Annotated in this window: 12 protein-coding genes; 7 read left to right on the top strand and 5 right to left on the bottom strand. The window is 60.4% G+C overall.

Going from position 1 to position 14,166, the window contains the following annotated elements:
• Window positions 1–868 precede the first annotated feature (868 nt).
• The 6 genes from DVT68_RS16970 to DVT68_RS16945 all read left to right on the top strand — a co-directional run bounded on the left by DVT68_RS16970 (window position 869) and on the right by DVT68_RS16945 (window position 6,158).
• Entirely contained in the window at window positions 869–1,507 is a 639-nt protein-coding gene (locus DVT68_RS16970; RefSeq protein ID WP_114826290.1) for a DUF5671 domain-containing protein, read from the top strand.
• Window positions 1,504–1,944 (top strand): hypothetical protein, encoded by a 441-nt coding sequence (locus tag DVT68_RS16965; RefSeq protein WP_147281761.1) that lies wholly within the window; start codon window positions 1,504–1,506, stop codon window positions 1,942–1,944. The genes DVT68_RS16970 and DVT68_RS16965 overlap by 4 nt, the downstream gene beginning before the upstream one ends.
• Window positions 1,945–2,145: 201 nt before the next feature.
• Window positions 2,146–2,994, top strand: coding sequence for a hypothetical protein (locus tag DVT68_RS16960; RefSeq protein WP_114826287.1), 849 nt, complete (start codon window positions 2,146–2,148; stop codon window positions 2,992–2,994).
• Window positions 2,995–3,151: 157 nt separating this feature from the next.
• Window positions 3,152–3,922 (top strand): TIGR00266 family protein, encoded by a 771-nt coding sequence (locus tag DVT68_RS16955; protein ID WP_114826285.1) that lies wholly within the window; start codon window positions 3,152–3,154, stop codon window positions 3,920–3,922.
• A 181-nt stretch (window positions 3,923–4,103) separates the two neighbouring features.
• Window positions 4,104–4,661, top strand: coding sequence for a sugar O-acetyltransferase (locus DVT68_RS16950; RefSeq protein WP_114826283.1), 558 nt, complete (start codon window positions 4,104–4,106; stop codon window positions 4,659–4,661).
• Window positions 4,662–4,925: 264 nt separating this feature from the next.
• A complete protein-coding gene (locus DVT68_RS16945; RefSeq protein WP_199536112.1) occupies window positions 4,926–6,158 on the top strand; it encodes a patatin-like phospholipase family protein in 1,233 nt (410 codons plus the stop codon).
• A gap of 400 nt (window positions 6,159–6,558) precedes the next feature.
• Here the strand turns inward: DVT68_RS16945 and DVT68_RS16940 are convergent, their stop codons facing one another.
• From DVT68_RS16940 to DVT68_RS16930, 3 genes are all read right to left on the bottom strand, one after another.
• The gene (locus DVT68_RS16940) at window positions 6,559–7,062 is read right to left on the bottom strand and encodes a PepSY domain-containing protein (RefSeq protein WP_114826464.1); all 504 of its coding nucleotides are present in this window, start codon (window positions 7,060–7,062) and stop codon (window positions 6,559–6,561) included.
• Between the two features lie 461 nt (window positions 7,063–7,523).
• Entirely contained in the window at window positions 7,524–7,712 is a 189-nt protein-coding gene (locus DVT68_RS16935) for a hypothetical protein (RefSeq protein WP_114826282.1), read from the bottom strand.
• A gap of 343 nt (window positions 7,713–8,055) precedes the next feature.
• Entirely contained in the window at window positions 8,056–8,589 is a 534-nt protein-coding gene (locus DVT68_RS16930) for a dihydrofolate reductase family protein (RefSeq protein WP_114826280.1), read from the bottom strand.
• A 309-nt stretch (window positions 8,590–8,898) separates the two neighbouring features.
• Here DVT68_RS16930 and DVT68_RS16925 point away from each other — a divergent pair, with 309 nt between their 5' ends.
• Complete coding sequence (locus tag DVT68_RS16925; RefSeq protein ID WP_114826279.1) at window positions 8,899–11,250, top strand: winged helix-turn-helix domain-containing protein; 2,352 nt, start codon at window positions 8,899–8,901, stop codon at window positions 11,248–11,250.
• A gap of 198 nt (window positions 11,251–11,448) precedes the next feature.
• Here DVT68_RS16925 and DVT68_RS16920 read toward each other — a convergent pair whose 3' ends face one another.
• Window positions 11,449–12,714: an MFS transporter gene (locus DVT68_RS16920; protein ID WP_158543528.1), complete on the bottom strand. Its 1,266-nt coding sequence runs from the start codon at window positions 12,712–12,714 to the stop codon at window positions 11,449–11,451.
• Window positions 12,715–13,163: 449 nt separating this feature from the next.
• Window positions 13,164–14,045 carry a threonine/homoserine exporter RhtA gene (gene rhtA, locus DVT68_RS16915; RefSeq protein ID WP_114826277.1) on the bottom strand — a complete coding sequence of 294 codons (882 nt, stop codon included), beginning with the start codon at window positions 14,043–14,045 and terminating at the stop codon, window positions 13,164–13,166.
• Between the last annotated feature and the right edge of the window lie 121 nt (window positions 14,046–14,166).

Below are 14,166 nucleotides of genomic sequence, written 5' to 3'. Positions count from 1 at the left end.
CTTGCCATGACAGGTATTGGGCGTCGTCCCCGTCGGATGCCGACCCGCAAGGCATCGCCAGCAGAGCCCGTCGGGCATGGGTCGATGGTAGTCACAGCTGTGCAAGTTGAGGAAGAGGTCCTTACGACTCGCCAGGCCTCGGCGCTTACAAAGATGAGTGAGTCCTGGTTTGAGAAACAGAGATTCATGGGGATCGGCCCCCGTATCGGAAGCGAGGGCGTTCGGTGCGATATATAAAGAGCGAACTGCTCGCATGGTTCACTGAGCTCCGCGAGACAGACTTCAAGGGCACCTACTAGCGCCGAGGATCGGCTTCTCAAAAAAGAGTTTAATCCATCAGTTCTTTTGAGGGTGCCGATCTATAAGTTTCCGTCAATCACCGGTCAATCAGGTGAATTGAATGTCAGTCAGCGGTGACGATACATGGTGAAACAACTTTTTCTCCGTCAATCAGAAGGTTAATGGGTTACTCAGCGGTAACTTATTGTTTCAAAAAGGCTGTCGATTTTTAGGCACATTTGCCTTGAAAACTGCCGTAGGTGTAAGCCTACCGTGGGTTCGAATCCCACTCTCTCCGCCATAGATGCAAATAAGCCCCTGAAATAAGGGGCTTTTTTGTGCCTATGGCCAATGGTTGCCAGTTTCGTTACCACAATAAATTTTGGGGTAGAAACGAGGTTGGAAGAATGCTGAAGTTGGTCCGGCATTCTCAGGCTATCTTGCCGCAAGCGGGGCGTAACGAAAGGTCAGCCTCTGCCCCAAACCAGACACCGCGCAAGGCAGACATCCGCCACACATTAAACTGCGCATAGCCAGGATCATTAGGCATCTTCAACTTCGTCGTGCTTGATCACCAACAGGGGAAGGTATGGCCAGCAGCACACAGGATTTGGAGCAGTTCGTACGGAATTCGCTTATGCGTGGATGCTCACGGCAGAGCATCGATAAGGCACTGATGGACGCTGGCTGGACGCCAGAGCAGGTGCGTGGCGCGTTATCGAACTTCGCAGATGTGGATTTTGCCGTCCCGGTACCCCGGCCGCGGCCCTACGTGTCGGCAAGAGATGCGTTTATATATCTTGTGCTGTTTACAACGCTCTACCTGAGCGTTTATCACTTTGGAAGCTTGCTGTTCGAGTTGATCAACCGCAGCTTTCCGGACGCGGCCTCTCCCTACAACAATGGTGTGGCGCGAAGCATCCGCTGGTCCGTTGCCTCCATCCTCATCGCGTTCCCGGTTTTTCTTTGGCTCACCGCACGGATTCGCGGAGAAGTGAGCCGACAACCAGTGAAGCGGCAATCGGCAGTCCGCCGGTGGCTGACCTATCTGACCCTCTTCGCAGCCGCCGTGGTTCTCATCTGCGACCTGATCACGTTGGTGGATGGAGTACTCGGCGGGGAGATTACTGTTCGCTTCACGCTCAAGGTTTTCGTTGCCGCCGTGATCGCATGCACGGTCTTTGGCTACTACCTGTGGGACCTGCGCGCCGACGAGCGTGTCGCATGAAGCCCCGCCACGGAGTGCGACTGCTTGCAATTGCAGCATCCACGGGCATGGCCGCGGCCGTTGTCGCGGGAATGGGCGTGCTCGGTTCGCCCATGCACCAACGGGCGCTGCAACTGGATTCGCGCAGGGTGACTGATTTGAGTCTTATTTCCATGCAGGTTAACGCGTACTGGTCGCAGCATAAGTCCCTGCCAGCCGACCTCGACGCGATTAACCTTGCACACCCAATGACCAGCGATCCGGTGACCGGAACGTCGTTTGAGTACGCGGCGACCGGGAGCGAAACTTATCGGCTATGCGCCAAATTCGATGCTGCATCTGAGTCCGATGGGCGGTCGTTGGGAGGCAATGTGCTTCGCTGGAGCCACCCTGCTGGCAGACACTGTTTCGATCTCGGCACGAAGTCTGGTGGCCCGATAGGCCAACCCATGTCATAACAAGCCGCGGGACAAAATGATGCGGGTTCCGGCCAGGTGGAAGCCCAATGCCGGCACACCCGGAATACCTTCATGGGGCTTGTGGGCGAGCTGTGGGGCCTGGGCGATATTTTGGGAGGGTCCGCTTCCGACACGAAGCGGCCATCGTCTTGATCGAGCTCATGGCAAACAATACTGTCATCGGCACGGGGGGCTGGAGGCATGATTCATCGCGTCATTGCCATGGCTGCGTTGATGCTTGCGCTAACGGGATGTCAGTCCACGTCATCGCGAGTGTCGGGTTTGTCCAGTACGTCCTTATCCAGCGACATGGGCGGATCTGTGCAATCCGCCATTGTCATCAAGGCCGGCGATGAGAGGGATGGCGTTGCGCAGGAATACGCGTGGCTTGCTGCGAATATGCCCGGCGCAAAAGTCTTGTCGCAGACCTTGAAGGCGGATGCCGGCCTGTTCGACGTGATCGAGGTGCGTCAACCCAATGGAGCGCGCCGCGACGTCTACTTCGACATATCGTCGTTTTTCGGAAAGAGCAAAGCGCATCCGGACGCGACTGGCCAGGCCGATCCAAAAGCATCAAGGGATCATTTGGCTTCTGATCCCATGTTCCAATTCCCAGGAGTATGGGAAGGCCGAATCGAATTATTTGACGCGCCACGTTTTGCCAACGGTGCAGGCCACACCATCAACGTCAGGTTCGTCATCGACGCGAACGGCGCCCATGTGTTCACCGGAGAGGTCGGAACACTTCACAACCCGGATTTTGATTGGAGGGAGGTGAAGCCCGGCCAATTCGATTTGGTGCAAAACGGGGCGCAGGCTGTGGTCACGGCCACGACCACGGGGCACGATAAGGATGGCTTATGGGTGGAATCGTCGACCTACACTCTTGTCCACGATTCACCAAATACCCTGGTCGTGTACTGGGTTCGGGCAGTCAACAACCTCGATCTTCCCGCCGACAACCCGGATCACCACTTCGCCTGGGGCGGAAGCGGGCGGTTTCATCGGGTTGATGAATCTGATGTGCCGATGGCGGGCACAACGCGTTAGCCGCGAGCGAATTTTGATGAAAGGCGATGTCCGCTTCCGGGCCAACGCGGACATCGGCTCCGAGCTCAGGCAAACTTGTAATGACCGCCTTCGACACGAGGCGGAATCGTTCTTTCAATGACTCGCCAGCAACCATCCACCATCCAGAGAACACCACATGCAGACGCGCATACAGGGCACGGTGATGCCCGTGCTGGAAGTACGGCTCGAACCCAATGAAAGCGTCTTCGCCGAGAGCGGCGAGCTTTCGTGGATGACTTCGTCGATCCAGATGACCACGCATACCCAGATGGGTGGCGGCGGGGGCTTGATGGGGATGTTCAAGCGGGTGGTCGCCGGCGGCAGCTTGTTCATGACCGAGTACCGCGCCTGGCAGACGCCTGGCGAAGTGGCTTTCGCCACCAAGGTGCCGGGTCACATCGTGCCGGTGCAGGTGAGCCCGGGTAATGAATACCTTGTGCATCGGCACGGCTTCCTTTGCGCCACGTCGCAAGTAACGATCGGCGTGGGATTTCAGCAGTCGCTGGGCGCCGGCATCTTCGGCGGTGATGGCTTTGTGCTGCAAAAGGTGGGCGGTACGGGCACGGCATGGCTGGAACTGTCCGGAGAACTGATCCGGAAGGACCTGGCTCCCGGTGAAACCTTGCGTGTCCATCCGGGGCACGTCGGCGCCTTCCAGGCGTCGGTCAGCTTCCAGATCACTACGGTGCCCGGCATCAAGAACGCCATCTTCGGCGGCGATGGCATTTTTCTGGCAGCGTTGACCGGCCCCGGGACGGTCTGGCTGCAGACCCTACCCATCTCGCGGCTGGCGCACCAGGTTGCGGAATACCTGCCAAGCAACGAGGGTGGTGGCGGGCGAGCTGCGGTTGGCGGTGGCCTGATCGGTGGCATCGTTGGCTCGCTGCTGAGCGGCGACGACAACTGAGTCGCTGCGGTGAATGGGCGAAGTCTTCTCCGGCTTCGCCCCATGGCTTGCATCTCGCCTGTACACCATCCATCGTCGCTCGCGTACCCAAGTCGAACTGAAACCATGTCGGGTTCCGGGCCGAACGCGAGGTGGTGGAAACATTCCAGGCCTTTGGCAGGCATGAAGACGGACAAACCACATGACAGCTGACGATGGCGCCAGGATCATCCACGGAAAAACGCCGGAATCGGCGAGGATGGTAGCCAATGTCAGGCGGGCAGGGCGGATCACCGCGGCGCTCAACCGGCTGACGTTTGACGATGCTGACGAAGTCCGTGCCTTGTTCAGTCAGCTCATCGGCCAGCCGGTCGACGCCAGTTTCATGTTGATCCCGCCGTTCTATACCGCCGGTGGTGAAGAGATTCGCGTGGGGCGGAATGTCTTCATCAATCAGAACTGCACCTTCTACGATCTCGGCGGCCTCCACATCGCAGACGATGTGATAATCGGGCCGAACGTGAATATCATCACGACCGGCCATCCTCTGGATCCTTCACAGCGCCGATCCGTCACCATCGGCAAGCGCATCGTCATCGAGCGAAACGTCTGGATTGCAGCGGGCGCCACGCTCATCGGCGGGGTGACGGTGGGTGAAAACTCGGTCGTCGCTGCGGGCGCCGTCGTCACCCGGGATGTTCCTCCGGACAGCTTCGTGGGAGGAAATCCTGCGCGGGTCATTCGTTCGCTGGATGACTGAAGTTCTTGGCAGGTAAAGCGAGTGACGTTCTCGCTTCCTGCTCGAAGTGGACGCACTTTCCGTCAGAGCATGGCAAACCATGGTCTGCAACAGATGGAAAGCGATTCGCGTTCACGTGTGAAAGACGCGTGAGGCGCGACAGTCTCCCGGTTAGCCGCCAGCCACGGTGGGGTACGCCATGGGCGCTTCCTGCCCAACGATGTCATGCCCCCCGGCAACCGAGGCGAAGGCGCCAGTCGCCGGGTCGGTGCGATGGTCATGCCCTTGACCAAGACCCTTGTGCATTGGCTTGCCGTGATAACCATCGCTTGCAGCGTCAGCGCGTGCGCAGTATTGCCGCGGCACCCCCTGCCGCCCGAACTGATGTCGGAGGCAAGCATTCGTGGCATGCCGGACGTTCGCGCGCTGGCAGGCGCGCCCAACGCCGCCATGGAGAGGGATTTCGAACTGTCCATGACACAGCAGTCCGACGCCGATTTTCCCAAGGACGCGGATGGAGCCATTCGTTACCCGCATCTTGCGCTTTCAGGTGGCGGAGCCGTTGGCGCCTTTGGCGCCGGATTTCTGGAAGGTTGGACAGAGACGGGGCGCCGACCGACGTTCAAGATTGTGACCGGCGTTTCTACCGGCGCCCTGATGGCTCCGTTTGCATTTCTGGGGCCCCAATATGATGAGCGGCTGCGTCGCTTCTATACGCAGACCACGTCAAGGGAGATCTTCAAGCCCATCTCAGTCTTGACGGCGCTTTTGCGCAGGGAGTCGCTGGCGCAAACGACACCTCTCGAGGAGCTGATCAGAAACACCATCGATGCGCCTTTGCTTGCAAAGATCGCCGAAGCGCATCGCCATGGCAGGCGGTTGTACATGGGAACCGTGAACCTGGACAACCGAAGGTTTGTCGTCTGGAACATGGGCCTGATCGCCACGTACCAGAATCAGGCTGCCCTGGAACTTTTTCGGCGTGTCATGCTCGCCTCGGCATCCGTTCCGATTGCGTTTCCGCCTGTGCTCTTTCAGGTCGAAGCCAATGGCCAGACGTACGATGAAATGCATGTGGACGGGTTCGTGATCGCCAACGTCTTCGTGCTTGGCAGCATCTTCAGCCCGTCTGAAATCTACAGTCGCCATGGTGATGGGCGTGGGCGCGAAGACATCTTTATTGTCCACAACGGCAAGCTGACCGTTGAGCCGAGTGCAACTGAGCGATCACTGCGTGGCATTGCGCTTCGTTCGATCGAGGTCGCCGGTTGGTCTGGCATCGTCGGTGATCTTTTTCGGGAATTCGCTTTCGCCCGCCGGGACAACGCGGGCTTTCACTGGGTCACCATTGCCGAGGGAACGCCGCTTCCCGAGTCTCTCGAGTTCAATCCAGAGGAAATGCTCAAGCTTTATGAGGTAGGGCGAGAGGATGCGAAGGCGGGGCCCGAATGGCGCTTATGGCCGCCGGGCATGCGGGGTGATCGGAATCAGGGCTCGCCGGCCTCAACAACACGCTAGAAAAGCGTGCGGCCGCGCTTCTCGCCACCACTCTCCGGATAGGTATGGCGGGCGCCTGCGCAGCGTGTGTGTCGAGGACATCTTCGGCGCATGCCTGCTTCTAGGACGCAGCGGCACACAGCTGCCGAGCGAGCCATGAGGTTATCAGTTTTTAGAGGGGGCTTTTGCGTCTCGTGATGTTCTTGATCGCATCGCACCTGCCGGGACGAAAGCCCATGCCCAACGCGGCAAGGGCTTCGTCCCCCTATCAGGCAGCCTGGATCGAGAGACTGTTCCGCCCTGGTATGCCGGCTCTTTCGTAGGCAGTGATTGTGCAGGGCGGAGATGGTCAGGTTCGACGCCGATGAAGGTCACTTCTCATGGCCAAGGTTGGTCCATTGATTGGCCATCTCCGAGAGCGTCAATCGTGCGACCTGGCTACCACGCTGCCATCGGTCGGGTCGACCAACAGGGCGACGTGGTCGCCACGCGTATTCCTTGCGTCCGCGCCCCACAGGCCGTTATCGAACTTCACATGCTTGATGTTGACGTAGCCGACCGTGGCCAGTTTGGCATTGACCTCGTCCTGATTGAGTTTGGACGGTGCATCGGCTGGATAGACCTTGCCGCTGACAGGGCCAACCGCAAGTTTGACCCAACGCTTGTTGCCGCCGCGGGCCTCCGTGCGCCACACGCCTTCCTTGAACTCCAGGTTCTTCACTTCCTTGTAACCGGCGTTCGCTATCGACGTCTTGATGGCGTCCTCACTCAATGCACCAGATGGCGGAGTAGACGTCCACGTCGTAATCGTGGGGAGGGTTTGCGTGGCGCTGGCCACCGATGGCGCGGCGCTTGGCATATTCTGCGCGAAGGCGATGCCGCAAACTGAAAGTCCAACCAACAGGGGAAGTATGCGCTTCTTCATGGTGAACTCCTTCTGCATTTCGCAGGAAGTCGTGCAACTAGCATGCGCATATGTAGTGCAATCCGATATGAATTTGGGGCTGTGGTTTTGCGAGCAGTCACAAATTCACGGTGGAGCCACAGTTTCCGAATTGACAGCGTGAATCGGTCATGACTTCTCTGGCGACGTCTGAACTAATGCCAACGTGCGGAGGAGGTGGGTGGTCTCGTTGCCAAGGCGATCGCCGCGGGTGGCTCGATCTACGACAAGCCGGAAGAATTCAGCTTCATGTATGCACACGGCTTTTTGATCTGGACGGGCACGGATGGAGCGTCATCCACATGAGCGCCATGGCAACTCAGTCGTGAGCTACGCGAATCCGACCGACACTGGGCACACCCGACTGCACGGGGTGCTCACATTTGGCTTGAAGGGGCCTTGATGTTGCACAACGCCCGCGATTCCATCGGTGTTGAACCTGTTCAAGCCGCTGCCTTGAACAGGGCGATAATGACGGCCGATGCATGTTGCGTGTGCGGCAGAACTTCGGCCTCCTTGCCCTGCAAGTGGCCCAGCGATTCACCGATAAATCGCAGATTCGTCAGGGCCGATATCACATCGTCGAACAGCTCGCGTGAAATCGTGACGGTCGAGGAAATTGTCTCAGTCATTTATTGCACCTCATTGCACAACGGCCGGCTTCGCGCAGAAGACCTGTTGGGAGTCAGCGCGCCGGCCATACAAGAAACTGTGTGCGAGCAATGACTGCGACAATCTTGTTGCGACAAAACGCCCTAGTGAAGCGTCGTGAGTGGCGTCGAACTTGCCCTCTAGGTGCAAGGAACGGCGTTGGTGGAATGGGGCGCTCAGATGTTAAGTCGGCGACGCGTCGTCGTCGCGTCCCATGCGTGCGCGGCATGGTTGACACACGGCGGTAGCGGCACGTTGGTAGTGTCCGTTTCCGACCCCATCCGGCTTTGTGCTCCGGTGTCGTCCGTCGCGCACGTCGCGCCATCAGGCAGGTACGTACGTCAATCTGATTACGCCAGCGGCAATCACATCGTTGGCGACGAGGCGGAGCCGCGGATGTGGGCCCGCGAAGAACGGCTTTCCGTGGCCAAGCACGACGGGGTGGACGTAGAGCTGATACTCATCAATGAGACCAAGATCGGTCAGGCCTTGCGCAAGGCCGGGTCCGGCGACTTCGATCTCCCCGGTGAGTTCTTCCTTCAGCCGCTGTATTTCTGTCTCGATGTCAGCGGTGACAAGGGTGGCGTTCGGTCCGACCGACTTCAGCGAGCGTGATACGACCCACTTCGGTTGGCTCCGCCACACTGCCGCGTAGTCGCGCTCATCCGCGTCCAAGTCAGGAGAATCATCGTCCCAGTAACGCATGACCTCGTACATCCCGCGACCGTAGAGCATGCCCGACTGGTTGCGAACTTGCTCCGTGAAGTGACGAAACAGCGAAGGATCAGGCGGCCCGAATGCCTGGTGGTCGACGTAGCCATCCAGGGACATGTTCAACCCGAAGACAAACTTTGCCATGGGGAAGTCTCCACGCCAGAGGTTTCAGGGTAGCTTGAGCCACGGCTGTGCAGAAGTGTGTTTGAGACGGCGTGCAGCTCGCTTTGGCTGCATGACCAATGGCCGGTGTTTTGCGTTCGACTCATGGCGCAAACTATCCATGCTCGCAAGCCAGCGTTAAGGTCGGAAGCGCCAGCACTACGTTGAGGTGGCGATGGAAGGCCGTTCAGGCGATAACAAATTCCACACGCGTTGCATGCCGGGGCCCACTACAGACTTGGTGTAGGGTGACGGCGACCGGGAACGGGAACCGTAACGGAGGTTGAGCAAATGCCTGCAGAGACCGCCTCTGCTCCGTGGATGGCATTCGGCGCCGTGGAGATCGACACCCTGGGCCATCGCTTGTTTGTCGAAGGCGAGGAGGTCGGGCTCGAGCGCAAGGCATTTGCGGTGCTCGTGCTGCTTGCGCGCGACGCCGGTCGCGTCATCAGTCGTGATGAGATTCTTGACGTGGTGTGGGGGCATCGCCATGTCACGCCTGGTTCGCTCAGTCGCATCATCACGTTGTTGCGTCACGCCCTCGGCGAGAGCGGCGAAGAGGCACACTATCTGCATACCGTGCACGGCGTCGGCTTTCGCCTCGATGCCGAAGTGAGAGCCGCCGCGTCGCGCGAGGAGTTGGTGGCCGATGGCGCACTGGAGGAAACGGAACTAGCATCCGTGTCGACGCTCATCAGCGATGTCGGCGCGTCTCCCGCTGCAAAGGCGGCGACTCCGGTAACGGCCTTGCCACCTGCAAAGGCCCGACGGGTCGACCGGCGAGTCGCTGCCGTGGTCATGGGTTTGCTGCTGGTGGGGGCAGTCCTGCTCGGCTGGCGTCAGGTGTCACGTCACCCCGCCGACACGGCGGCGGTGGTCGATCTCAAATCCATCGCGGTGTTGCCGTTCGAGAACCTGAGTACCGACAAGAACAACGCCTATTTCGCCAGCGGGATGCAGGACATGATCCTGACCCAGTTGGTGGGTATCGGTGGGCTCAAGGTGATCTCCCGCACCTCGACAGAGAAGTACCCAAGCCATCCGGAAGACGTGAAAACCATCGCGCGGCAATTGGGTGTGGCGACCCTGCTGGAGGGCACGGTACAGAGGGTCGACAATCAGGTGCTGGTCAACGTGCAGCTGATCGATGCGAGCAGCGGCGATCATCTCTGGGCGAAAGCCTATACGCGCACGCTGGACAATGTATTCAATGTGGAAGGTGAGGTTGCGCAGAACGTGGCGGAGGCGTTGAAGGTGCGGCTGACGTCCGCCGAGACTGCGCGCATGGACAGAATGCCGACGTCGAACGCCGAGGCGTACGACCTTTACCTGCAAGCGGGCGCGCATGCCAACCGGGCCTATGACGATTCCTCCTTGACGTCGAACGAATTGCCGCTGGCGATTTCGCTCTATCAACAGGCGCTGGCGAAGGATCCGAACTTCGCGCTGGCCTCGGCCGCCATGGCGCGCGCCCATATGCAGATCTATTTCTTTGGTCCCGACCGCACGAACGCTCGTCTGGCCGAAGCGAAGGCCGCCGCTGATCGGTCCCTGGCGCTGCAGCCCAATCTTGGCCAGGGACACTACGCGCTGGGGTTGTACGACTACTGGGGACATCGGGACTACGCTGGCGCCATGGCCCAGTTGGAGTTGGCGCGACAGGCATTGCCCAACAGCGCCACAGTGGAGCTCCTCCTCGCCGCGATTGCCCGGCGACAGGGGCACTGGGATGAGGCGGTAGCGCAGTTTCGCGCTGCCACCGTACTCGATCCACATAGCGAATTTGCGTACAACCAGCTGGGAGTGACCTATCAGAGCTTGCGTCGCTATGCAGATGCAGACCAGGCTTATACCGCCGCCATGGCGTTGAGCGAGAATCCTTCCGGCGAGCGGATGGCCAAGGCTTTCAATATGCTCATGTGGAAGGGCAATCCGGCCCCGCTGCGCACCTTGCTTGCGGATCTCACTCCGGGCAGTGATGCCTACTCTGCCAACATTGCGGCCGTCTATTTCGAGCGCTCGTTGGCGCGCGATTACGCCGGGGCCGTCAAGGTGGCCGAGGCCGACAAGGCGCAGGACTGGTCCGATCCGGACAACATCGTTTTGCCGCGACGCCTGTTCGTGGCGTGGGCCATGCAGGCGGCGGGCGACACCACCAAGGCCACTGATGCGTACGCCGAAGTGGCGGCACGTGCTCGCACCGCCCTCGTCGAGCGCCCCGATGATGCGGACCTGCATCTCGCCTTGGGATATGCCTATGCCGGACTCGGGCGAAAATCCGAGGCCGTGGCGGAAGGCGAGCGTGCCATCGCCCTGATGCCGGTGGCGCAGGACGACCTCACCGGGGTGGATATGCTCGAGCACCAGGCCAACCTCTATGTGCGCGTCGGCCAAAACGACCAGGCCATCGCCCTGATCGAGCAGGTGCTTTCTCTGCCGGCTGGCGAGGTCCTGTCGAGCGAGATGCTCCGCCTCGACCCCGTATGGGATCCGCTGCGTGACGATCCACGCTTCAAGGCGCTGCTCGTGAAATACCCGACCAATATTCCGGCTGTCGTTCGTGCCGAACCAGCCAGGCCCCAGCAGGGGCAAGAGGTGGTCGACGCAGTTGCCAGACGTCGCGTCGATCCACTGTCGCGCTAAGGGCTGGGCGAGAGTCGAATGTAAAGGCGCTCGAAAGCTAGCTGGGGGCTCGTTAGTTTGAACGTCTGCAGCTACGGAGTCTCATGTGGCATGGAAGTCGCTGTGTTCGCGTCGCGGTGAGATTGCAGGCTTTGATGCCGAGGGTCTGGTGAGCCAATCACCCCTGATCCGAGATCGCCTTCCAGGCCATGAAGAAGTTCAGTGCCGCCTCGCGGGATAAGTTTCGCGCATGATCAAAGCGATGATCAGCGCGAGGCACAGGCCGGCCATGAGCGGTCGTCCCGCAAATTGGGCGAGTTCCAGCGTGGCGGGCGTAAGCCCCTGTTCAAGCCCCAGGCCGGCGCGCATGCCCGGCCTGCTGATCATCACGCCGCCAATGATGGAGAACATGCCGTTGATCATGGCGGCGGACGTTCCGATGTATTGCTGCGCAACGACATCGGCGGCGGTGCTGAAGGCAAGCATGTGGACCGCATTGCCCAGGCCAAAGGTGAAGCAGAGCAGCATGTCGAATGTGCTGCTTTTGGTTGGGACATAGAGCAGAAGAACCAGCGCGAACATTTGCACGGCGAGGCCGATCAGGACGGGGAGCTTGCGTCGCTGCACGCGGTCCGAAATCCAGGGGATGGTGAAGCTGCCCACCGCCAGTCCAAGCCATAGCAGGGAGGAGGCGAGGTTGGCCGACTCTCTGCCAAACCCACGGATCGTCATGAGCTTCGGGCCCCAGACCACGCCAAGGCTCAGCAAGACACCAAAGCACAAGGCGCCAAAGGCGGCGGCTGCCCAAACGTGAGGTACTTTGGCCACCTTGGCGAGCGAGCGAGGAATGCTCAGAAGTAGCGCGCCGAAGGTCTGTCCGGCAGGCACGGTCACTGTGTTCGCATCGCGCAGCCAGACCATCGCAATGCCAAGGAGGACGACTCCTCCCATGCCCGCGCCATTGAACAAGGTTCGCCATGGCAGTACGGACAAAGCCAATGTCAGGAGGTTTTGGGTGAAGACGGCCAGCATAGAAGCGGCGAACTGCACGAGGCCGAACATGAAGCTGAACTTGTGCCAGCCAAACCAGGTGCCGCCAATGTAGCCGGCGCCGACGAACCCGGTGCATGAGCCGAGTGCGACGCAGGCTTGCGCCACAAGTAGCATGCCGAAGCTGTTGGCGTTGGCGAACGTGAAGACGCCAAGCGTGACAAGCACCATGGCCGGCAGCAGCACGCTTCTGGCGCCGAGGCGGTCGAACAGTGGCCCGCTCAGGAACTGGCAGGCAGCGAGTACCCAGGTGTAAAGCGCTGCAATATGGCCTACCTGAGCAACCGAAAGGCCCACGTCCTTTTGCACGTTGGCGTTGACGATGGAGTAGCCAGTCTGAAAGCTGAAGTAGTAGCTCACGAAGGCTACGGCTATGCACCAGACGCCCCACGCTCGCGCGCCGCCTTGCTGAACTGATGGGGTGGCTGCTTCCATCGTAAGGTTCCGGAGCGCCATGGATTACGGTGCCGACAGATGTATTTTCTCGCCAACTCCAGTGACAGGCCCGACGCGAAGGCGGTCGTGGGCGAAAGGCTTGCGTGGTTTACGAATTAGCGTGATTTCCACCCCGTGCTGCCAAGGGGTGCGACTCATTTCGGCATCTGGCTTGTTCGCCCGTGCACGAAGTGTGAAGTGTCGAACACCGTTCCGTTGCCGGAGTTTCCAGTGAATGAAACGCGCAGGTTCATGGCGGAGATCCATGTGCGTTCGAAATTCGGAGCGGAGTTGCGTGGCCGGCGCGCGCTACACCGTACTGACGTGCCACTGCATCGGCCCTCTGGCGCGCCAAGGCGGCGATTCCGGAAGCGTAACTTTCCCGGTCGCTGTTCTCACAGAGCAGCGCACGAGCGCAACGGAGGAAGCGCCGGTTCTTCGCTCGGAAATCAGTTCGCCAACGGCCCCGTCACCGGTTTGCGAACGCTCAGCGCCACGCCGCCGGACGCGGCGATGATTGCGGCCACCGCCACCCATTGCTGCAGGTTCAAGCGTTCTCCGAGAAAGGCTGCGCCTGCCAATGCGGCAACGGCAGGCTCAAGGCTCAGCAGCACGCTGAAGGTGCGGGCGGGAAGTCGCGTCAACGCGATCATTTCCAATGAATAGGGAAGTGCGGAACTCAGGATGGCGACGCCAAGGCCGAGTGGAAGAAGTGCAATGGAGAAGAGCGCGGAGCCGGCATGGGCGATGCCGGTGGGAACGGCCACCAGCGCGCCGATGAGGATGCCCAGCGTCACGGCGTCTCTGCCGTAGGCGACGCCGGCCTTCTGTCCGAACAGGATGTACAGCGCCCAGCCCACGCCTGCGGCCAGCGCGAACATCACGCCAACGGGATCGAGCGCATGGGCCTGCTCGCGCAGCGGAAGCAGCAGCAACAGGCCGGTCACCGCAAGGGCAATCCACACGAAGTCCACCGCACGCCGTGAGTGGAAGATGGCGATGGCCAGCGGGCCGGTGAACTCCAGCGCAACCGCGATGCCGAGCGGGATGGTGCGCAGCGCCATGTAGAACACCAGGTTCATCACGCCTAGGGATAGTCCGTAGCCCCACAGCACACGCCAGTCGGCGTTGGGGCGGGTGGAGCGCCACGGCCGTCGCGCCAGCACCATGATCAGGCCGGCCAGGCCAAGCCGGAATGCGGTGGCTCCCTGCGCGCCCACCAGCGGAAATAGCCGTTTCGCCAACGCAGCGCCGCATTGGTAAGAAGCCATGGCTACAAGGAGGCAGGCAATCGCCAGGAGTAGCGGGGCAGTGGAAGAGCGCGGGGACATGTCCGGTCCGAGGGGAGTGGCAGACACCCATCATGCCCGTAAGCCGCGCAACATGGCGCTTCTTCAGGCCGACGTTGCTGACAGGACGTGACAACAGACTGCCGTGGCCGGCCGCGGACAG

The sequence above is a fragment of the Dyella solisilvae genome (assembly GCF_003351225.1).
GTDB lineage: Bacteria > Pseudomonadota > Gammaproteobacteria > Xanthomonadales > Rhodanobacteraceae > Dyella > Dyella solisilvae.
The sequence above is the reverse complement of the archived record's forward strand: the minus strand, read 5'-3'. Positions and strand labels throughout refer to the sequence as shown.